At 43.3% G+C, this 20,255-nt stretch carries 18 protein-coding genes; 4 read left to right on the top strand and 14 right to left on the bottom strand.

The features are described 5' to 3' along the window. Nucleotides 1-405 precede the first annotated feature (405 nt). The 6 genes from GJB62_RS22470 to GJB62_RS22445 form a co-directional block, all read right to left on the bottom strand. Nucleotides 406-2,544: a cation:proton antiporter gene (locus GJB62_RS22470; protein WP_114083382.1), complete on the bottom strand. Its 2,139-nt coding sequence runs from the start codon at nt 2,542-2,544 to the stop codon at nt 406-408. 141 nt (nt 2,545-2,685) lie between these two features. After that, on the bottom strand, nt 2,686-3,342 hold the full coding sequence (locus GJB62_RS22465) for an HAS-barrel domain-containing protein (protein WP_114083381.1): 657 nt from the start codon (nt 3,340-3,342) through the stop codon (nt 2,686-2,688). 79 nt (nt 3,343-3,421) lie between these two features. Then, nucleotides 3,422-3,619, bottom strand: coding sequence for an NAD(P)H dehydrogenase subunit NdhS (locus GJB62_RS22460; RefSeq protein ID WP_012411449.1), 198 nt, complete (start codon nt 3,617-3,619; stop codon nt 3,422-3,424). 109 nt (nt 3,620-3,728) lie between these two features. Continuing rightward, nucleotides 3,729-5,042: a rod shape-determining protein RodA gene (gene rodA / locus GJB62_RS22455; RefSeq protein ID WP_114083380.1), complete on the bottom strand. Its 1,314-nt coding sequence runs from the start codon at nt 5,040-5,042 to the stop codon at nt 3,729-3,731. A gap of 236 nt (nt 5,043-5,278) precedes the next feature. Beyond that, nucleotides 5,279-6,349 (bottom strand): Mrp/NBP35 family ATP-binding protein, encoded by a 1,071-nt coding sequence (locus tag GJB62_RS22450; protein WP_114083379.1) that lies wholly within the window; start codon nt 6,347-6,349, stop codon nt 5,279-5,281. A 308-nt stretch (nt 6,350-6,657) separates the two neighbouring features. Beyond that, nucleotides 6,658-7,182, bottom strand: coding sequence for an SRPBCC family protein (locus tag GJB62_RS22445; RefSeq protein ID WP_114083378.1), 525 nt, complete (start codon nt 7,180-7,182; stop codon nt 6,658-6,660). Between the two features lie 308 nt (nt 7,183-7,490). On the opposite strand from GJB62_RS22445, the gene hemF reads away from it, so the two are divergent. Together hemF and GJB62_RS22435 are read left to right on the top strand one after the other, a co-directional pair. Beyond that, nucleotides 7,491-8,534 carry an oxygen-dependent coproporphyrinogen oxidase gene (gene hemF, locus GJB62_RS22440; RefSeq protein WP_114083377.1) on the top strand — a complete coding sequence of 348 codons (1,044 nt, stop codon included), beginning with the start codon at nt 7,491-7,493 and terminating at the stop codon, nt 8,532-8,534. Nucleotides 8,535-8,797: 263 nt separating this feature from the next. Continuing rightward, nucleotides 8,798-9,166, top strand: coding sequence for an STAS domain-containing protein (locus GJB62_RS22435; protein WP_114083376.1), 369 nt, complete (start codon nt 8,798-8,800; stop codon nt 9,164-9,166). Nucleotides 9,167-9,221: 55 nt separating this feature from the next. Here GJB62_RS22435 and GJB62_RS22430 read toward each other — a convergent pair whose 3' ends face one another. Continuing rightward, nucleotides 9,222-9,827, bottom strand: coding sequence for a chromophore lyase CpcT/CpeT (locus GJB62_RS22430; RefSeq protein ID WP_114083375.1), 606 nt, complete (start codon nt 9,825-9,827; stop codon nt 9,222-9,224). 204 nt (nt 9,828-10,031) lie between these two features. On the opposite strand from GJB62_RS22430, the gene psb29 reads away from it, so the two are divergent. Continuing rightward, nucleotides 10,032-10,739, top strand: coding sequence for a photosystem II biogenesis protein Psp29 (gene psb29, locus GJB62_RS22425; protein WP_114083374.1), 708 nt, complete (start codon nt 10,032-10,034; stop codon nt 10,737-10,739). Nucleotides 10,740-10,804: 65 nt separating this feature from the next. On the opposite strand, the gene GJB62_RS22420 is transcribed toward psb29, so the two are convergent. The 3 genes from GJB62_RS22420 to GJB62_RS22410 form a co-directional block, all read right to left on the bottom strand. Then, nucleotides 10,805-11,167: a phage holin family protein gene (locus tag GJB62_RS22420; protein ID WP_012411457.1), complete on the bottom strand. Its 363-nt coding sequence runs from the start codon at nt 11,165-11,167 to the stop codon at nt 10,805-10,807. A 318-nt stretch (nt 11,168-11,485) separates the two neighbouring features. Next, the gene (locus GJB62_RS22415; protein WP_114083372.1) at nt 11,486-12,166 is read right to left on the bottom strand and encodes a biopolymer transporter ExbD; all 681 of its coding nucleotides are present in this window, start codon (nt 12,164-12,166) and stop codon (nt 11,486-11,488) included. 40 nt (nt 12,167-12,206) lie between these two features. Beyond that, on the bottom strand, nt 12,207-12,935 hold the full coding sequence (locus GJB62_RS22410; RefSeq protein WP_114083371.1) for a MotA/TolQ/ExbB proton channel family protein: 729 nt from the start codon (nt 12,933-12,935) through the stop codon (nt 12,207-12,209). Between the two features lie 364 nt (nt 12,936-13,299). Here GJB62_RS22410 and GJB62_RS22405 point away from each other — a divergent pair, with 364 nt between their 5' ends. Next, a complete protein-coding gene (locus GJB62_RS22405) occupies nt 13,300-13,614 on the top strand; it encodes a YkvA family protein (RefSeq protein WP_114083370.1) in 315 nt (104 codons plus the stop codon). A gap of 113 nt (nt 13,615-13,727) precedes the next feature. Here the strand turns inward: GJB62_RS22405 and GJB62_RS22400 are convergent, their stop codons facing one another. From GJB62_RS22400 to GJB62_RS22385, 4 genes are all read right to left on the bottom strand, one after another. After that, on the bottom strand, nt 13,728-14,105 hold the full coding sequence (locus tag GJB62_RS22400; RefSeq protein WP_114083369.1) for a GxxExxY protein: 378 nt from the start codon (nt 14,103-14,105) through the stop codon (nt 13,728-13,730). 19 nt (nt 14,106-14,124) lie between these two features. After that, entirely contained in the window at nt 14,125-17,331 is a 3,207-nt protein-coding gene (locus GJB62_RS22395) for a glycoside hydrolase family 15 protein (protein ID WP_114083368.1), read from the bottom strand. A 441-nt stretch (nt 17,332-17,772) separates the two neighbouring features. Continuing rightward, a complete protein-coding gene (locus GJB62_RS22390; protein ID WP_114083367.1) occupies nt 17,773-18,114 on the bottom strand; it encodes a 4Fe-4S binding protein in 342 nt (113 codons plus the stop codon). A gap of 13 nt (nt 18,115-18,127) precedes the next feature. Continuing rightward, entirely contained in the window at nt 18,128-19,837 is a 1,710-nt protein-coding gene (locus GJB62_RS22385; RefSeq protein WP_114083366.1) for an FAD-binding protein, read from the bottom strand. Between the last annotated feature and the right edge of the window lie 418 nt (nt 19,838-20,255).

The following is a 20,255-nucleotide window of genomic DNA, read 5'->3' as shown; positions in this document are numbered from 1 at the left end:
TACAAATATTTTCAGTACCTATTGCACTTACTTTTAGATTACCCAGCTTGGGGACAAAAATACAGAACTCAAAAAAGAACAAGGCTTAATCAAAAAGTTTTATTGAACTTACTTATTTTGCTATGGTTATAGTCTTGTGATGTTTTTACCTGCTTTTTTAACAATTTAACTAGAAAAATAACAAACTTAGTCTCAATATTGTTAGTCTTCTACTTAAAGTTCATCAAATCTTCAATAATATAAAATGTTTTTACGGTTATTGCTGTTCTCAGTAGGATGCAAAGCAGCAAAGAATTGACCGTAGAAATATCTATATATTCTTACAGTCAATTCTTTTGTTGCAAAGATTTTTTCAATACAGATCGCAGCTCTGGTTGACTCAGATAGACTAAAATCTGCCTGATATTATACAGCAGATGTAATACTAGTAACCGTGTTAGATATAACTACATTTGTGGTTTGGGTGCGCTGCGGTTCTCCAAGCATGACAATGGAGCAGGTTAGTTGTCTGGCTAACTGGGTTGTAACATCGCTAATGGCTAACCCTCCAGGACTGGTACGATTGCGTATAAAAGGTAAAACTACTAAATCATATAATCGTGCTGCCTGCAAAATTGCTTGGGCAACATTTTCATGAGCGATAATTTGAATTTCTGGAGCATTAGCCAAAGCTAAATTAGATACCATTAGGGAGAGATGCGATCGCCTCCAAGCAATTTTACTGGAACTCGTGCGGCGATCGCACACATTTAGCACAGTAATGTGGCTCTGATTTGCCTCTGCCAACATCTGGGCAAATTGTACAGGCTGTAATATGGGTGCTGTTAAGTTTTCTACGGGTACTAAGATGCGCTGAATTTTTTTCGGTGATTCTACTAGACGTGTTACTGCTACTGGGCAATGGGATGCCCAAAGCACACCATCAATCACATTCCCAAATAAACGCGCTCGTAACCCAGTCCGTTTACCCCAACCCATCACAATTAAATTAGCCTTTTGTTCGCGGGCGGCTCGGCTAATTCCTTGAGCAAAGGCATCATCAATTCGCAGCATTGGTTCTGCGGTAACACCTAATAATCGACTGTGTGCCGTGGCTTTAGTCAATAACTGCTCACTGCGTTGTAGAGAAGCTTCTAACTGTGGTGCATCCATCTGAGCCGCAGCAGTTGCGATCGCCAGTGGTATAATTTTTCCCTGAGACTGACGCGCTAATAACGCTGCCATTTCAATTAAATGCTGTTCGGTATGAGGATTATAGACAGGTACAACTATCGTAAAAGCGCTGTCTGTCTCTGGTGCATTCTGGTCAGGTAGAGGTAGTGCCGGATCTTCCTCTGCTAAGGAATTCAAACCAACAGCTATTCGACTGGTTATCAACGGCCCCAAAGTTGATGTGACAACCATTAAGACAATGACACTGTGTAATACTTCTAGTGGCAGCAATCCGGCCTTATATCCCACTAAGGTAGCTGCTAAGGTTGTACCAACCTGGGGAAGTGATAGCGACCAGATGGTTAACGTTTCTTGCCACTTGTAGCGGTAAAGCAGTTTTGCGAACAAAGCTGCAATCAATTTACTGGCAATCAACCCGACTATCATCAACAGCGTTAACTTGAGCGTATCCAGGTTGTTCACAAAGGTGGATAGATTGATCAGTAAGCCAAGGTCAACAAAGAAAATGGGAATAAACAACACACTGCCAATAAATACCACCTTTTCTTTGACAGGGCCTTCACCCACAGCTTCATTCACTGCCAAACCCGCTAAAAAAGCACCAACTATTTTTTCTACTCCAATCAATTGAGCGCCTACAGCCGCCAGAAATACGGAAAGTAATACAAACAAAAACTTGTTTCCTTCATCATCTCCAGACCGCTTGAAAAATTCCTTACCTGCCCAATCAAAGCCTGTAACAACGGCAACAGAGTAAATAATTAACCAACCCGACAAGGTGAGTAGTTTAGCAAAGCTGAATGCTCCAGCATGAGTGATGCCTACACAAACACCTAAGATCAGCACTGCCCCAATATCTGTAAAAATCTTAGCTCCAATGGTGACAGTAACAGCTTTATTGTTTACTACTCCCAAACGGCTGATTATGGGATATGCCAAAAGAGTATAGGAAGTGAATAAAGAGCCAATTAAAATTGAAGTATTCCAGCCATAGCCTAAAATCAGCCCTACTAAGGTTCCCATTATTAGGGGGACAAGGAAAGTCAAGCTGGCAAAGCCAAAGGCACGACTTTTTTGCCGACGGAACTTTTCGAGATCAATTTCTAGCCCGGCGACAAACAGTAAATAAATTAACCCAATCTCTGATAGCAGGTTAATCATCGGTGAGTCAGACTGAAATAAATTCCAGCCTGAAGGCCCAAGTACTAGCCCGGAAAAAACCAAACCCACTAATCCTGGTAATCTTAGCCGCTCAAACATGATGGGGATAACTAAGATAACCACCAGCAAAATAGCAAAGGGAACAATTGGTTCCTTGCCAAGAACTTGGGAAGTTGGTTCCAGAACAAGAACTTGTGATATGAGTTCCATAGGTAGGAATTGAAGGGGCTATGGTAAAACTGCGATTACCTGGAGGCGATCGCCTGATGGATATAAAATGGGTAAGCCACCTGACGAAAAATTAAAAATATTAACTTACACTAACTAGGCAATGGTCTAAGAACTAACTACCTACGGATGGATTTGACTTAAAATAAACCGCAAGCGATCGTAGTCGTCTTTAAGTAGCACGCTTAGGTTACGTCCAGCTTTAATTAACCATTCTCGGTCAGCTTTGCGTAACTGGTATACATCTCGAATGGCCGCTGCGGTCAAAGACTCGACTGGCGCACCGTTAATACAAAGCAATGTCCGCAAAAAATCTAGTTCTTCAGTAAATTTAACGATCGCTTCTGGTTCACACTGATAAACAGCTTGATGAATTTGCGGGGGACGGGGTGGTAGATACTGATATATTCTTTGGTTATAACCTTGATTCTGGGAAGATTGTTCAAATCCCACGATCGCAGCTCTAAATTCTGTTCTCAACATGGCAAATATCTGGGGTTGTTCCTCGCGTAAGTCTTGCAGTGACAACCCCAAAGCCCTAGCCCGGTGTACTGAATCTATAGGCATAGTTGTAGCATAATATACCACGCCATAAACTTGATTCCCAGATTCTTCATCCACAGAGCAAACCCAACTACCAAAGGGTGGCATGGAGGGAAAGCTCAAATCTTCTGGTTCCAAACACTGAGCTAGAAATTCAGTACTAGTAGTTTCAATCACCTCCGCAATGTGGTTGGGATGGCGATCGCCAGTAGCAAACTGTGGTAGTGGGAGGCGCATAGTAATTTAGTCATTAGTCATTGGTCATTAGTCATTAGTTTTTGCCAAAGGACAAAGGACAAATGACTAATGACTAATCTTATTTGGCTTTTTTCCGTCCGGCTATGGTTTCTACGAGTTCCAATTCGCTTAAGCGAAAGGTAACTAATTTATCCCAGTTACCACCTTCAAATAATACGGCTACTTTACCATCGGTCAGTCGTTGCACGAGTCCTTCGTAGCGATAATAGGTATCTGCGGGATTCTTGACGCGAACAGTTGCTCCAGGCAGAATCATGTTTTTAGCCTCGCTTGTTTCCTGTTATATAGCTTAATACTTCTCATTAGTCATTTGTCGTTAGTTCTTACAAATAACTAATGACTAATGACTAATGACCAATGACGAATCAATAATACTTCTGCCTTTGGCGAAAATTTGCTACCGATTCTACTATTCCCAAGGAAATGAAGTTGGTCAGCATAGCAGAACGCCCATAACTCATCCAAGGTAAAGGTATTCCTGCCACAGGTGCTAAACCTACAGTCATGCCAACGTTCACAATCAGCTGAAACACGATCATAGATAAAACGCCAATAGCCAACAAGGAACCAAAGTTATCTTTGGCGGTTTGGGCAACATGCAGCAGACGGAAGCAAATTAAGCAGAAGACAAACAGCACTAACAAACAACCAACAAAACCGAATTCTTCTCCGACTGCGGAGAAAATAAAGTCTGTATGCTGTTCAGGTACAAAATTCAGTTGCGTCATTGGCCCCTTGAACAAACCCCATCCCCAAATTTCACCAGCACCAATAGCAATACGAGATTGGATTAAGTGATACCCAGCACCAAGTGGATCGTGGTCGGGATCCATGAATACAGTTAGCCGAGCTTTTTGATATGGTTTTAGAATATGGTTCCAAGCGAAGACTCCTAATTCGCCACCCAGTATATTGAGAGTCCACGCACCGATCGCACTGCAACCAAATCTACGCCAAGGTAGAGTTTGCCAGCCCAAAATGGCCATCGCAAATGACCAAACTATTCCCAATGGGCCAAAAGATAGTTCTTTGAATAAAATTATTGGCTCTGATAAAGGCCAAGATATACTAAACAAAATGGCCGCAACCACAGGAGAAATCAGCAGAATTAACCAGCCTGGGTTAGCATTTGCCCAATAAAGCATTCCTAAGACGATCGCACCAAATACCAATGATGTTGCTAAATCTGGCTGCAAAAATACTAATCCCCAAGGTATGGCGGTAATTGCCAGAACCCGGAAAACACCTTCAAGGCTAGAAGCAGTACGCCTGTGTAGCAAAGCTGCTAAGGTAACGATCATGCCGACTTTGGCAAATTCTGAGGGTTGCACGTTAAAGCCGGCGATACTAATCCACCTCTGTGCCCCTTTAGCGCTAGTACCAGCAATCATCACCGCGATTAAGCTGAAATTCGTTAGTGAGTATGTTACCCAGTGCCACTGCATTAAGAGTTCGTAGCGGATGCGAGATAAAAATAGAGCTATAAGCACACCGATACCCGCTACCATCCAGTGCCACCACCAGTCAGTTACTGGCTGCTTCAGTTCCGTACTGAGAATCATGATGCCACCAAAGATACTGACAGCAACTGGCAAACAAAATAGTAGCCAATCTACATTTTGCCAGGGCTTAACCCAAGACTTCCAGCGAATTTTGGGGAGCGATCGTTTTAATAACATTGTGCCAATTTAGACTTTTTGAAGTGTTGGGAATTGGGAATTGGGCATGGGCAAGAGGACTTGGGGACAAGGAGAATTGGGGACAAGGGGAAAGACTTGTTTCAAGTTCTCACCTCTTGTCCCCTTGTCCCCTTGTCCCCCTGCCCCCTTGCTTGTTCCCCATTCCCCATTCCCCATTTCCCATTTTTAGTATTCCCAGGACATAGCCCAGGAAGCAGATAGAAATTAAAAATTAATTATGTCAACGCAGCAACTGATACTTTACCAGCAATGGTAAGAGCGATCGCAGTTAATGCTTTTGCCGAAGCTGAATCTGGATCGCCAACAACTATGGGCACACCACTGTCACCACCAACTCGTGTAGAAATCTCTAGTGGAACGCACCCCAGCAGTGGCACTCCCAATTCGGCGGCGGTTTTGGAGCCTCCACCAGAACCAAAGATGTCATAGTGTTTATCTGGTTGATCGGGGGGGATAAAATAGCTCATATTTTCCACGATCCCCAATACCGGGACATTCATCTGCTGGAACATCCGCAATCCCTTGCGAGAATCTAATAGGGCTACAGTTTGCGGTGTGGTGACAATTACCGCCCCGGCCATTGGCACTGCTTGAGTTAAAGTTAACTGAGCATCTCCGGTTCCCGGTGGCATATCTACAATCAAATAATCCAGTTCTCCCCATTGCACTTGATAGAGAAACTGGCGAATTATGCCATTGAGCATAGGCCCCCGCCAAATGACTGGTTGATCTCGGTCAATCAAAAAGCCCATTGAAACTAATTTGACACCGTGATTAAAAGCAGGTTCCAAAATGTCACCTGTTTCTGTGGAACGTACCACAATTTGGGCATCAGCTAAACCAAGCATAGTGGGATCGTTGGGGCCGTAAATATCAGCGTCTAACAAGCCAACTTTCGCCCCAGTTTGAGCTAGAGCCACTGCTACATTCACCGCCACCGTACTTTTACCAACGCCACCTTTGCCACTGGAAACAGCAATAATATTTTTTACGCCAGAAATACCAGTGCGATCGGGCAAACTTTTTTGTTGCGGTGTTTCTGCGGTTACTTCTATGCTGACATCTGTAACACCCGGTAGCTTTTTGACAGCTTTCTGACAGTCTTCGACGATAAATTCACGTAAAGGACAGGCAGGAGTGGTTAACACTAAAGTGAAACTAACCTTACCACCGTCAATTTTGACGTTGCGAATCATATTCAGTTCCACCAGACTTTTGCGAAGTTCTGGGTCTTCCACTGGACGCAAAATTTCTAGGACAGAGCGAGAATCGAGGACATCGTACATAAAAATTCAAAATTCAAAATTCAAAATGAATAAATACACTTGTGGCGAACATCTTAGCTATTAACTCGATGTTTTCTTAAGTAAGGTCAGCTTAGTGTTTTCACTGTCAATGCCGTAATAAAACTTAGTAAATGGCATTATTACCTAATAGAATCTTAACTTTCTTTGGGACTTGGGAATTGGGCATTGGGTATTGGGCACTTGTACTGAGCGTAGTCGTTGGCGCAGCCTCTCGCAGAGAAGTATTGGGCATTGGGCATTAGTCAAAAATTCTTCCTCATCTTCCTCATCTCCCTCATCCCCATTACCTAAAAATCAAAACAACTGTCATCAAGAGATTTCTTCTTCCCAGATACCGTTGGCAATGCCGTCTTTTCTGCTGCTTCTACTAAAGACCGTGCTACGCGGTCTACATAAGGACGGGATAAAGACCAAATCAGGGGCGATAACCACCCCCGTAGCGTTACAGAATAAGATAAACAAGTGCCACAAACAGTTGACTCTACTTGATAAGTCACCCGTTCTTCTATTCCTGGAATTGCCAGCACTCGGATACTCAGCATCTCCTTGTGATTGACACGCTCCACAAAAATACGGATGGGAATTGGCGAAAAGCGTGTTACAGCATGAAAAATCAATCCTGGTTTGGGTACTAATCCGTAGGGTACATTAGTACTCTTAAGTAGTGGATGCCAGGAAACATCTGTTAAGTCAGCAACTTTTTGCCACAGTTCATCTACAGAAGCAGAACTAATTTCTCGATATGTCCGCACCAGAGAAGCGCAAAACCGACGACGTTTGCGGTGGATGAATTTGGATAACCAATCTTGCATTTTCCTAATCCTCCTCCCTAGACACTTTCTGGTAACTCTGGTATTGTGTGCAACTACGCTCAGTTCCTGAAATACCAAATGAGCGAAATAGTTAAAATTAACAAAATAAAACTCAGTCAATATACAAGCCTATACGCATTTGAGGGAAAATAACTCTAGTGATGGCCATCAATCGTATAAATGCTTAACCAGTAAGAAAAAAGCGGGTTGGGCAAATAGAGCTTGATTGTTGGCGCGTGTTTCCCCCAAATTTTTAAAATTAAGAAATTTGTGGCTTTCTGGAAATTGTAATTTAGGTTCGGGAATCTATGTTGACCAACTCGCAAACACCAACTGTAGCAGCAGAATCATCCAAGTCTTTGCCAGCACCTGACGCTCAGACTAGAGTCAGTCAGTTTATGAAACAACTGCAAGACGAAATTACTGAATCATTGGCAAAACTAGATGGTGGGGCTAAGTTTAATGAAGATAGTTGGGAACGCCCTGAAGGGGGTGGAGGGCGATCGCGCGTGCTGCGAGAAGGTGCAATATTTGAACAAGCAGGTGTAAACTTTTCTGAAGTTTGGGGTTCCCATTTGCCAGCCTCAATTTTAACCCAACGCCCTGAAGCCGCAGGACATGGCTTCTATGCCACGGGTACTTCAATGGTATTACATCCCCACAATCCTTACGTGCCCACAGTTCATTTAAATTATCGCTACTTTGAAGCGGGGCCAGTGTGGTGGTTTGGTGGTGGTCTTGACTTGACACCTTATTACCCGTTTGCCGAAGATGCGGCACATTTACACAAAACGTTAAAACAGTCCTGTGACAAACACCACCCAGATTATTACCCAGTATTTAAGAAGTGGTGTGATGAATATTTTTACCTCAAGCATCGTGATGAGACACGGGGTGTAGGCGGTTTGTTTTTTGATTACCAAGATGGTCAAGGTGCTTTATATCGAGGGCCAAACCCTGATGGTGAAGCAGCTATTCATAGCAACCAGGTGGGAACACCAGCAACCCGCAATTGGGAAGATTTGTTTGCTTTTGTGCAAGACTGTGGCAGAGCATTTTTACCAGCCTACGTACCAATTGTAGAACGGCGGCATGGGATGGAATATGGCGATCGCCAACGGAATTTTCAACTCTATCGCCGGGGACGGTATGTAGAATTTAACTTGGTTTATGACCGAGGTACTATTTTTGGTCTGCAAACCAACGGACGCACCGAATCAATTCTCATGTCTTTACCACCTTTAGTGCGCTGGGAATACGGCTATCAACCGGAACCCAATACACCCGAAGCCGAGTTGTATGAAACCTTCCTTAAGCCTCAAGATTGGATCAACTGGACACCACCTCAATAGTGCTTCTTAGCGGTAACGGAGCCTTTAGCCTGTGCTGAGTTAGGAGTTAGGAGTTCTTCCCTATCTCCCTCATTTTCCTAGTGTCTGCCACTCCCTCGTTTAAAATTGCTACTCAGTACTGATTTAGTGAGTTAAACTACTAAAGTTAAGCACTTAGCAGAAAAAGGTGACAATTTTAGCTATAGCTTGTTAATCTCAAGTGACAGCGTTAGACAATTCTGTAACTACCTAATCTTAAGAGGAATGCCACGGGGAGGGCTTTAGTGATTCATATAGACCAAAAAACTTATACAACCCAAGACGGAAACACCGTTATTGTCCTAACACCAGCAGGTCGGCTAGACATTACCACTGCTTGGCAATTTCGCCTGAAGTTACAAGAGTGTATTTCCAAACTCAGCCGTCATGTAGTTGTAAATCTGGCTCAGGTGAATTTTATTGATAGTTCTGGCCTCACGTCTTTGGTAGCTGGAATGCGTGATGCTGATAAAGTCAAGGGAAGTTTCCGCATCTGCAATGTACATCCAGAAGCCAAACTCGTGTTTGAAGTGACGATGATGGATACTGTCTTTGAAATCTTTGAAACAGAAGATGAAGCTTTAGAAGGTGTACCTCGTAGTATAGCTAGCTAAAAAAGAGTTAGGAGTTAATAGAAACTTCATAACTCGTAACTTATGAATGATAGGTTTATCTTATTGAATACTGATTCCGCTTGGTGTAGCGATAAGGGCCCATAATCGCTCCCCAAGTTGCTTTTCCAGTTTCTGGATCAATTCCTTTGTCGTAGCTGTGAAATTCTGCCACAGTGGTTTCAAACCCCAAGGAAACATAGATGCTATTACCAAGATAAGTAAAGCTGCAACGAGTCTCTGGTTGTGGTGTGGCGGTAAACTTATAGCGATCGCCAGCTAATGCTTCGTGAGTCACTGTTAGGATACAACCTGGTAGTAAATCTAATTGTTCGGGTGTCAGTGTGTTCAGTAGATCAGGGTTATTGCCTGCGCCTCTTAATGCCTCTGGATCTTGAGGTATATAGTATTGTACTTCTAGAGATGTGCCAGAGTTGCTACCATGACGCAACCGCATAATCCGCTGACGGTAAGGTTTATCTAGGTTAATCACGCTAGCTTGTTCGGCAAACAAGGTGATGCTATCTTCTGTGAACAAATTCACTGGTCTTTGCCACATTCGGAGATGGACATACCAAACTGGTTCTTCTATAGCTTGTTCCCGATTATCAAATTCACCAGCTAGGTACTCACCTAAAGCAATTAACTGTGGCGAGAAGTTCATAAATTCAATAAACAAATCATTAAGGAGAAATATTTCTGGCTAGTTTTTTAGAGGAAAAGGTCTTAATCCCCTGTGGCTACTAGCTTATAAAATACTTTTGATTTGTTTATATTGTAGATGAAACCGTCACAAGTCAAAAGCTCAACTTGGCAAAGTAGCCTTTAAGCGAGAAAATAAAGATACGTCGCCCTTAACATTTTCTTTGTGAATAACGTCCGTACTGTCTCTGATACAAAACGAACTTTTTACAATCTTCACACCCGTCCGATTAACACTATTTATCGTCGGGTAGTAGAAGAATTGATGGTAGAAATGCATCTGCTGTCAGTAAATATCGATTTTAGCTACAATCCAATTTATGCCTTGGGTGTCGTCACTACTTTTGACCGCTTCATGGAAGGCTATCAACCAGAACGGGATCAAGAATCAATTTTTAACGCCTTATGTCAGGCTATAGAAACAGATCCACAACGCTATCGACACGATGCCCAAAGATTGCAAGCTGTAGCTAAAGGTTTGCCTGTTAAAGATTTAATTGGGTGGCTAGCCCAAACTACTTACTTAGATAGAGATACTGACTTGCAAACACAACTGCAAGCGATCGCCAACAATCCTAACTTTAAATACAACCGTTTGTTCGCAATTGGTTTATTTTCGTTATTAGAACAGTCAGATCCGGAATTAGTCAAAGATGAAAAGCAACTCACTGAGGCGCTAAAAGCGATCGCAGCTGGCTTGCACGTATCTGATGACAAACTCAACAAGGATTTGGAATTATACCGTTCTAACCTAGATAAGATGGCGCAAGCGCTGGTAGTGATGGCAGATATGCTCTCAGCCGATCGCAAAAAACGCGAACAACGTAAACAACAATCAACGACTCCCGTTGCTCCCCCAAGTTCCAACGAATAGTTAGGAGTTAGGAGTTACGAGTTATTAACAATTAACTCCTAACTTCTAACTCATCACTATTGATTTTAAACACCCAATAATTTGTAGATTAAGCTGTTAATTATAGTCAGCGTAAATGCTCCAATAACAGCACTCCAAATACCGTAACGTAAGCGAAAGCCCTCTACTAACCAAGCAGCAATACTAAAGCAAACTACGGCAATCATAAATGTGAAAATGCCGGATAGTAAGTCCAGTGTAAGTAAATTGGGGACTGCAAAAACGAGGCTTAAAATCGGTCTGACTATTGCCGTCACGATACCAAGCACTGCGGCAGAAAGAAAGGCTTTACCAGGAGTATCAATTTCAACTCCTAAAGGTAATTTACTAATTATCAACAGGCTGATAGCTGTTACTACCCAAACAATTAAAAGCGTAACGATATTCATGCCACAACCCCTGAAACGTGAATGGCAATTGGTGATAAATTCCTTCAGTTTATCGGTGGAAAAATCTTTAAAGCTCAACCAATTATTTGTAAGTTAGCAGAAATTTCATTGCTAACCAAATTTTGTTTTAGATATCTTTAGGATTGAGAAAAAGCTCCAGGGGCAGAGGGGCAGGGGGCAGGGGGCAGGGGTATAAAGAAGAGACAAGGAAGAGGGGGAGCAGGAGAGAGACTTATTCAATAATTCCCCCTTGTCCCCTTGTCCCCTTGTCCCCCTGTCCCTCTGCCCCTCTGCCTCTCTGCCCCTCTGTTCCCTATTTCATCTTTTAAGAGGTGGTTGCGTTTGTTTGGGTGTTACAGGAGCTTGGGATGCTGGTGGGTTGGAAATACCAGGATTGATAGGACTGATGCCTTGCTCGGTTGGAGGCTGACTTACACCAGGTAAGGGTACGGAATTAGGTGCTAAGGGAAATTTAGGGGTAATATTCCCTTCGGGATTGATGCCTGGAACTGGTGCTATACCAGGATTGACTGGGAAAGAGGGGATATTCGGCTGATTGAGTGAGTTTGTGGGTGGTTGAGATGGGCCAGGAATAATTCCTAAAGAAACGCGATCGCCTCCTACTTGCCGTAGCAAATCCAATGTCTCAATCACATCATTATAAGTTGCTGTCCGCGAAGCATTTAGCACCACAATAGCACTGGGATTTGCTTGGAGATACTGTTTTAGCCTCGCTCCCAAATCGTCGCGTTTTACAGGCTGTTTTTCTATGTAAGTATTGCCAACGGCATCGATAGTTACAATCAGACTTCCGCTCTGTGATGTTATTGCAGATACTGTACTAGGGCTGGCTTTGGGCAAATCAACATTTATTGCCTGTTGCCGGGTAAATTGTAAAGCCGCTAACAAAAAAAACGTCAGAATACAAAAAACGACATCAATTAAAGGGATGATTTGAATTTGGACTTCTTCAATTGGAGTATGTAGATTAACTTTCATTTTCTCAATTTAATCGCCTGCTTGGGGGTTTAATTCTTGACTAATTAGGTAAATTCGGGGGTTCAGGAGGTTCAGGCAACCTAGTCTTTCCTGGCTTGCGGGGTGGAGTGAAATTTTCCCGGACAATTGGTGATGTAATATTACTAAAATCAGGGGGAGACTGGCGGTAGAGTAATTCCATCTCATTCCCTGCTTTCCGAAAAACTTTGACTTGGTTGACTACAAAACTTTGAAATAGGCGATAAAATACCAAGCTAATAATGGCAACTATTAACCCAGTTGCCGTACTAATTAAGGATTCACCAATACCAGTAGTCACCCCGGCGGTAGATTCAGTTCCCAAATCGCCAATCCGAATTGAGCGCAGAGAATGAATTAAACCTAAAACAGTACCCAATAATCCCAGCAGGGGCGCGAGGGCAATCACAGCCTCTAAAAGCTTTTCGCCCCGCCGCATTCCAGCCAATTCATCTTCTGCTGTAGCCTCAAGTGCTAGTCGAAAGGTTTCCACATCAGTTTTTGCAAAACGTAAGGGGGCATAGAGAAAACGCCCGACAGGTTGATGGCTTGCTTGTTTGGCAATTTCAGCAGCTTCTTGCCAATTATCCTGAGCTGCATCCAGAATGCGATCGACTATTTGCTTTTCCTGAGTCAAAATTCGCAACCAGAACCACAGACGCTCAAAAATCACACTCAAAGATAGAATCGACAGGACAAGTAAAGGCCACATCGCTGGCCCGCCCTTATAAAATAAATCTAAAATATCCACTGTTTAAGTTTCCTCCCTCCATGACTAGAGCAAATGTGCTAAGGCATTTTAATTCTAGAGATTAATGCAAAATGAGGGACTTCCAAAATATAAATTTCTCGAAAAGCTAAAAAGACACTCTAAGCATGGGGTATTGGACTTCGACTGGTGGACAAACTTGCTGCTGGGTTGCATAATCCCGAATTAATACAATCACTGTCTAATTTGTCAAACCCTTGCGGTATTAAACTCTTATGGATAATTACAAAATAGGTTTTTGATGACAGATTAGGAGTAGCGTCTTCTCGACTAACTAGGACGGTTATTCCCACCGGGAATTTTTAGGATTATTTGTCAAAATTAAAGATAACTGGAGGTTCAAAATATGAAATTTTCAATCCAATCACTTTACACCTGGTATCGCGATGTACTCCGTAACCCCAAGTACCGTTGGTGGGTTATTTTAGGAACGTTGGTCTATTTGGTCAGCCCATTTGATGTTCTCCCAGATTTTATACCCGTTGTGGGACAGATTGATGATGTTTTCCTTTTGACTCTGCTAGTTTCTGAGGTGTCTGGGCTAGTAATTGAGGGCTGGAAGGCTCGTAAGGGTGATGTGGATAATGAAGTGCCTAATACTACTGAGGGTTCTACCTCAAGTGCAAGCACTATTGATGTTGATGCTGTTTCTGTTAAGTAGTTTTAATAAAACCCCTGCTTTTGGAATTTGAGGTGGGGGATATTTTTTTTAACGCAGAGGGGCGCGGAGGGAAGCGCGGAGGTTCGCGGAGGATAAGAGGTAGTGAGAGGGAGTTAGAGGTTGTTGGCTACGCGTTTGATGCCTTCTTTGAGGTGGAGGACGTTAAAGTTGAGGAGAAGACCTAGTTTGCAGTTTGCTAGCTTGAGATAGGTTAGAAGTTGAACTGAGTGAATCGGGTGGAAAGATTCTACAGATTTAATCTCTACAATGACTTTGTTTTCGACCATCAAATCTAATCGATAAACGCATTCCAATTGCACATCTTGGTAAACTAAGGGCAATGGAATTTGTTTACCAACACTCAACCCGGACTTCTTCAACTCATAATCCAAGCATTCCTCATAAGCCGACTCCAACAAACCAGGCCCCAAAGCAGTATGCACCCTCATCGCACACCCAATAATCACCCCACTCAAATCATTCTCTCTCATCATCTGCGCCCCTTTGCGTTTAAAAATCCTTCACAAATTCCGTCAAGAACCTAAACGCCTTCAAGATATAACTAGCGCAATCTCTAGGAGAAGTATTGTAAAACGATCGCCACGCACTCGCCTTATCCTCATCATAGCGATCGCTACGTTGACTATGATTTTCTAGCCACGCCAATCGCACTGCGTGTCCAATTAACACATCTAACACAATATATTCTTCGATTTGCAGCTTGGGATTATTAGCTGCGATCGCTCCTAATTCGATTAATGCTTCAATATTAACTTGGCGATATTCTGGAGCTTCGATTTTATTCAGCAAATGCTCAACTAATAGAGCAAAATTTCTTTCCCCTGCTGTCATCTCGGACAACATTATCTCACTATCTAAACGATTGCGGCGCTCTAGCTTATCCCCAATTACTAGACCTTTGCAATGTTGCATTAATAGCCAAACCTGCTTGAAAAAGTCTTTTGGTACGCGTCCCGTCGCACCTTCGGCTTGACGAAACCGCCGCCAACCACCTGGTGGAACTTCTATTTCTTCAGCGATTCCTGGTAACACCACCCAAGCAATATCACTTTCTTTTTGCTTGACATGCAGTGATTCTTGCTGACGCAACAGGTTACTCATGCCAGTATATCCAGTCAGTACCTGACGCAAGCGCATTTTCACTTCAAAGGGTGAAAGTTGCATTAAGCGATCGTAAGCTTCATCTTGAGTAACGTGTAATTCCCGCGCTAGTTCGCTGGTTATCAATAAGATGAGATAACCAACTCTCAGCGTGAGTAGTCCCTGGAATAGTTCGGATTCTGAGCGAATTAAGATGCCAAGATAGATTAAAATCTCTTGAGTGAGGACGCGATCGCGGATATCTTCACGACAAAAATGATTAATTTTATCGGCAATTTCATCGTGTGACATGGGTACGCTAATCAAGGACGCTTCACTGTAAGCTTTACCCACAGCAATTTGCTTACCTCGCACCAAAATACTTGTCACTGCATCTGATAGGCTGATATCAACCATTTGCCTTAACCCCGCAGCCCGACGTACCACTGCCCAAATGCCTAAATCTCCAGCTTTGGTATACACTTCATCGAGTAAATCGGCTACGGTGACAGGATATCCTGGGCCGCCATACCCCGTATCAAAGTTCATGCCTTGCAAGCGAGTTAAGGTTTGCAATAACTCAATTTGCTCGTAAATATTCTCTGATGAGCGTAAATAAGAAAGTAATAATGCAAAGTTAGTTTCATACTCCATCTGAAATTCTTGAGTATGCCCTAAGCGCCAGTTTTTCTCAGGATGATAAGCCAAATAATAGCAACGTGGGCCAGCATTTCTCACTGGCGATCGCGAGAATTCTGCATTGGGAAGAAAATCAATTCTTTGGATTCCGGCTGTTAACATTAGCTGATTTAGCCGCCCTAATTTCACTTGCACACCGTTACAAACACCATCTTTTAGTTCTTGCATCAGTTCTAGTAATGCTTCAGAACCGATTTCTAGCATGGTGTGCGTCAACATTAAAGTCAGAGTAGGACGACCTAAATCGCTCCAGTATTTTTGGATGTAAGCTAGTTCGCTTCTAATTTGATCTAACAGAAAATGGTAATCAAGGGTTAAGTAAAATTGTTGAGAGTCGGAGAATGAAGGCAAAAATACAATTGTTTCACCACGAATCCGAAAGATTCTAGATGTTGTCAAACTCCGCAGCCGTCGAACTGGTCGCCCAGTTAAACCAAGTTTATCGTTACGGCCAATTTGGGTATAAATAGCTGAAAATTCTCCAGCTTTTCTCACTTGAATCGGTTCAACTTGGGTAGGCGTTTGTGTTTCAATCCCATGAACTTCTAGTTTTTTCTGTAAATCTTCATCTTCAGCAAGCAAGGCAATTTGTACCAATGATTCGCGCTGTTTTCCCACGCACAAATGTCTTCCCAAAGGGTCGATATCACCAACTGCTAGCAACCCTTCACTCAACATTTGACTAAGAAAATATAAACTCTGCGCCCACACTAAAGGAATATTTTCATTGGGTAAACGTGGTTGCGTTTGGGGTGCTAACTTTTCTGCTTCTATGTTTTCAGCTGGGACATAATATAGTTCTGGCAATAAACGCAAACCATCTTGTTCTATAAGTAATGATTCTAAAAGTTCTTGGTATTTTTTTACTTTTTCTTGCTCACCGCAAAATAATCCATCTAAAACTAAATAAGTGAAAAATAACGGCCATTCGCATTCAATATGCTCAAATTGCTTGAGTTCCCACGGTTCGTAGTGCAAGCGCTGATTATCTTCTAAAACCGTCTGGTGTCCATCACGCAAAAAGCGTTTGCAGCCGTATTTACCTGCGAGTTTGTTGATAATATCGTTTAAAGTGCGATCGCGTAACTGTGAGTCTTCCACTGCAAAGGCAGGATAACTAATAATACTTAACAGCGCCGCATCAATTTCTTTGGAACCAGATTCTCTCGGTAATAGTGATTCTAAAGTAATCCGGGCGCGGGCGATTTCATCTGGTAGCACATGAATCACCGATGCTTGACTACCACGCACACCAAACAAATCCAGTCCGTTGATAGCTTCTAAAGCAGCTTTTGCCATACCTACGGAACTGGCATTTAACTCAGCATTACCACGATTAATTTTATTACCGCGTTCCCAAATGCCGTAATCCGGTGTGCGGTAGGCTCGTCCAATGTAGTAAACCAAATTTTGGACGAAATTGACTTCATCAATCGTATAAATTATTTGCAATCCTGCTGCGGTCATTTGCGCCAATATCAGCAAAAATATAGACGTGGCATCAAGTTGCAAATGTCCCCATTCATCATCACCAACAACAATGTCACCGGTTGCGGTATTATATTTGGCGTGCAGTCCATCGAGTAGCGACTGAGTATGTTTAAATGTCTCTACTTTATGAGCCTGTCGCATCATCGCAAATAGCAACCCGCGCATAAGTTTGATGACACTGTGTTCTAGTTCATAGGTGCGTCCTTTGTCGTCGTCAATCTTGCGGTATGCAAGCCCTAAACCCCAAACTGCCAAAATGCTGTAAACGTTGTCTCGCACCCAGGCATCTGTATAATCCCCGTGGGCTGTAATCGCTGTACTTGCAGGTAGTAAACCAGTAATCGGATTCTGCCGAGTCAGGATAATCGTTTTGATTTGCTGGTAGTAATAGTCCAGGCGAGTTAGCAATTTGGTAGATGTTTTCATGGTTTGGTTCAGAACAACTTGCAAAATTCGACCCTGTGACTGTCAAGTGAATTACCTAAACCAAGCCAGAATAATTTCTGTAATGGTTGATGGGACAACAGCTAAGGGTGGTGTGAGTTTATTATTATCTCTTGTTAATACGCCTCTGGGTACTTAATTTTAGCGATCGCAAACTAAAACACGATTTACTTAGGTTATTTTATACTTAGGATAGCGAAAATTATTATTGGGAGTCCTTTTTGGAGCAGTGCGATCGTTGATCGCGTCGTAGAATTAGCTCAAAAACGCGGTCTTAAACCAAGACAAATTGCCCTATATTACTAGCACCAATTACCGTTGTTGGTACTAGTAATATAGAGCATCTAAAAGAAGCAGTTATTGGTGTGACTTGCAGGTTTTCAATTAATTGAGGTCGCTACCACACTCAATTAAACACTCAAATTAACTTTGATAGGGGCGCGGCAATTGGCGCAGTTGATGAGCAGTATCCAATTCACTATTGTTTTTTCTGCCATACCCCCAACCCAAGATGCGACGATATTCACCCATGATGCCACTTTCAATTAAATCATCCTCATTGACTGCAACATTGGTATGAGATTGGGGCGCAACATAGAGTGCATCCGCAGGACAATAAGCCTCACACATGAAACAAGTTTGACAGTCTTCTTGTCGAGCGATCGTAGGTGGTTGGTTAGGTACCGACTCAAAGACATTGGTAGGACATACTTGGACGCACAGATTGCAATTGATACAGAGTTTATGACTGACAAGCTCGATCATGATACTGCTCCTGCTACAACTTTGATACAGAGGGTGTGATTTGAGTGGTTGGTACTGGTGGTGTAGCGATCGCGATCTGCTCGTCGTAGGCGATCGCATCCGTTAGCCAATCACGCCTCACCCATAGACGATCTAAGCCGCCGGTTGCCTGATAATAACGCTGATTTGGATCGGTTTCGGGATAGTCCATACGAATATGTTCGCTGCGGGTTTCCGTGCGATGTAAAGCACTAAAATATGCCCATCGTGCTACAGCTGTGAGAGCAGCCGCTCGCCGAGAAAATTCCACATCGCGCACTGTATCTTGTTTCGGGTTCGTCTTTACCTGCTGCCACAACGTTTCTAATTTGGCGAGAGAATCCAAAAGTCCCTGCTCACAGCGCAAGTAATTCTTCTCTAAGGGGAACATCTGCGCTTGTACACCGCGCACGATCGCCTCGCTATCGAATGTTTCAGATGTGGGAGACTGCGATGGACTACGCAATCCGGCTTGACCAGCAGGATGCACCACCCGTTCATGAGCATAAGCGCCAAGACTCTTCGCAAATTCAGCCGCGCCAACTCCAGCCCATTGTCCTGTGGAGATTGCCCAGGCCGCATTGGGGCCACCACCCCCAGAAGCTAAACCTGCTAAAAACTCCCGCGATGCAGCATCACCGGCGGCGTAGAGGCCAGGAACCTTTGTACCGCAACTATCATTCACAATCCGAATTCCACCCGTACCACGGACTGTACCTTCTAAAATCAGTGTTACAGGCACTCGTTCTGTATAGGGGTCAATGCCAGCTTTTTTATAGGGTAAAAAAGATATGAAATGAGACTTTTCAATCACCGCCTTGACTTCAGGTGTAGCTCGATCCAAACGAGCATAAACGGAGCCTTTCAGGAGGGCATTGGGAAGAAATGATGGATCGCGACGACCATTGACATAGCCACCAAGATCGTTGCCTGCTTCATCGCTGTAACTAGCCCAGCCAAAGGGAACACCCCTTGTCACCGTGGCATTAAAAGCAGTCGAGATAGCATAGTGATTAGAAGCTTCCATACTGGAGAGTTCGCCGCCAGCTTCTACTGCCATCAGCATTCCATCACCTGTATTTGTATTGCACCCTAATGCTTTACTCAAGAATGCACAACCACCATTGGCCAGGACTACTGCACCAGCGTGAACAGTATAGGTACGATGATTTTGTCTCTGCACACCTCTTGCTCCAGCCACCGAGCCGTCATCAGCCAATAAAAGCTCTAGAGCAGGACTTTGGTCAAGAATCTGCACACCAACACGCAGTAGGTTTTTGCGAAGTACCCGCATATATTCGGGGCCATAATAACTCTGGCGCACGGATTCCCCATTTTCTTTGGGAAAACGATAGCCCCACTTTTCAACTAGAGGCAAACTGAGCCAAGTTTTTTCGATTACACGCTCGATCCAACGTAAGTTAGCTAGGTTTTTTCCTACGCGATAACGCTCCCATAAAACTTTGTCCCAATTTTCTGGAGAAGGAGCCATGATGCCATTACCACTGGCAGCAGCTGCACCGCTCGTACCTAGAAAACCTTTATCAACAATGATTACTTTGACACCTTCTGATGCGGCTGCCCATGCTGCCCATGCTGCGGCAGGGCCGCCACCAATTACCAGCACGTCGGCAGTTAATTGCAGTTCATTTTCGCTATAGGCTGTTAGCAATTCTTTGTCCTCCTTTTTGGCAGTCAACTTCATACTTTGACTTGGAAAAGTTCTGTTAGAGGGACTTTGAGCAGCGTGCTGATTTCTTAACTCAGTCCCTAAGAGTTCTTTAATTTTGAATTCCGCTTTGCTGTACCAGTCCCTTTTTCATCCGTCCTGGTGTACGCAGTTCGTGATAAATACTTATGCAGTAGATAGAGTTTGCATAATCTATACAAAGAATGTGTAAGGCAAATTACAGTTCACATGATACACTAATTATTAGTTTTACAAACATTAAGTGTTACGAATTAATATCTTATCCGGTTGGAACTGTGGTAAAAGTTTCCATTCTCGTGAGGGGTAATGACATATCGGCTCACACCAATATCACCATGACCAGACTTAGTAGAGTGCTATGTAGATAAGCTCGCAGCACGCATCTTTAACAAATGAGACGCTATGAACTTCC

The sequence above is a fragment of the Nostoc sp. ATCC 53789 genome, from assembly GCF_009873495.1.
Classification (GTDB): Bacteria; Cyanobacteriota; Cyanobacteriia; order Cyanobacteriales; family Nostocaceae; genus Nostoc; species Nostoc muscorum_A.
The sequence above is the reverse complement of the archived record's forward strand: the minus strand, read 5'-3'. Positions and strand labels throughout refer to the sequence as shown.

Bases quoted from the DNA above. Each gene is read 5' to 3' on its own strand.
- GJB62_RS22470 (WP_114083382.1), bottom strand. From the start codon at position 2,544: ATGGAACTCATATCACAAGTTCTTGTTCTGGAACCAACTTCCCAAGTT.
- GJB62_RS22465 (WP_114083381.1), bottom strand. From the start codon at position 3,342: ATGCGCCTCCCACTACCACAGTTTGCTACTGGCGATCGCCATCCCAAC.
- GJB62_RS22460 (WP_012411449.1), bottom strand. From the start codon at position 3,619: ATGATTCTGCCTGGAGCAACTGTTCGCGTCAAGAATCCCGCAGATACC.
- rodA (WP_114083380.1), bottom strand. From the start codon at position 5,042: ATGTTATTAAAACGATCGCTCCCCAAAATTCGCTGGAAGTCTTGGGTT.
- GJB62_RS22450 (WP_114083379.1), bottom strand. From the start codon at position 6,349: ATGTACGATGTCCTCGATTCTCGCTCTGTCCTAGAAATTTTGCGTCCA.
- GJB62_RS22445 (WP_114083378.1), bottom strand. From the start codon at position 7,182: ATGCAAGATTGGTTATCCAAATTCATCCACCGCAAACGTCGTCGGTTT.
- hemF (WP_114083377.1), top strand. From the start codon at position 7,491: ATGTTGACCAACTCGCAAACACCAACTGTAGCAGCAGAATCATCCAAG.
- GJB62_RS22430 (WP_114083375.1), bottom strand. From the start codon at position 9,827: ATGAACTTCTCGCCACAGTTAATTGCTTTAGGTGAGTACCTAGCTGGT.
- GJB62_RS22420 (WP_012411457.1), bottom strand. From the start codon at position 11,167: ATGAATATCGTTACGCTTTTAATTGTTTGGGTAGTAACAGCTATCAGC.
- GJB62_RS22415 (WP_114083372.1), bottom strand. From the start codon at position 12,166: ATGAAAGTTAATCTACATACTCCAATTGAAGAAGTCCAAATTCAAATC.
- GJB62_RS22405 (WP_114083370.1), top strand. From the start codon at position 13,300: ATGAAATTTTCAATCCAATCACTTTACACCTGGTATCGCGATGTACTC.
- GJB62_RS22400 (WP_114083369.1), bottom strand. From the start codon at position 14,105: ATGAGAGAGAATGATTTGAGTGGGGTGATTATTGGGTGTGCGATGAGG.
- GJB62_RS22395 (WP_114083368.1), bottom strand. From the start codon at position 17,331: ATGAAAACATCTACCAAATTGCTAACTCGCCTGGACTATTACTACCAG.
- GJB62_RS22390 (WP_114083367.1), bottom strand. From the start codon at position 18,114: ATGATCGAGCTTGTCAGTCATAAACTCTGTATCAATTGCAATCTGTGC.
- GJB62_RS22385 (WP_114083366.1), bottom strand. From the start codon at position 19,837: ATGAAGTTGACTGCCAAAAAGGAGGACAAAGAATTGCTAACAGCCTAT.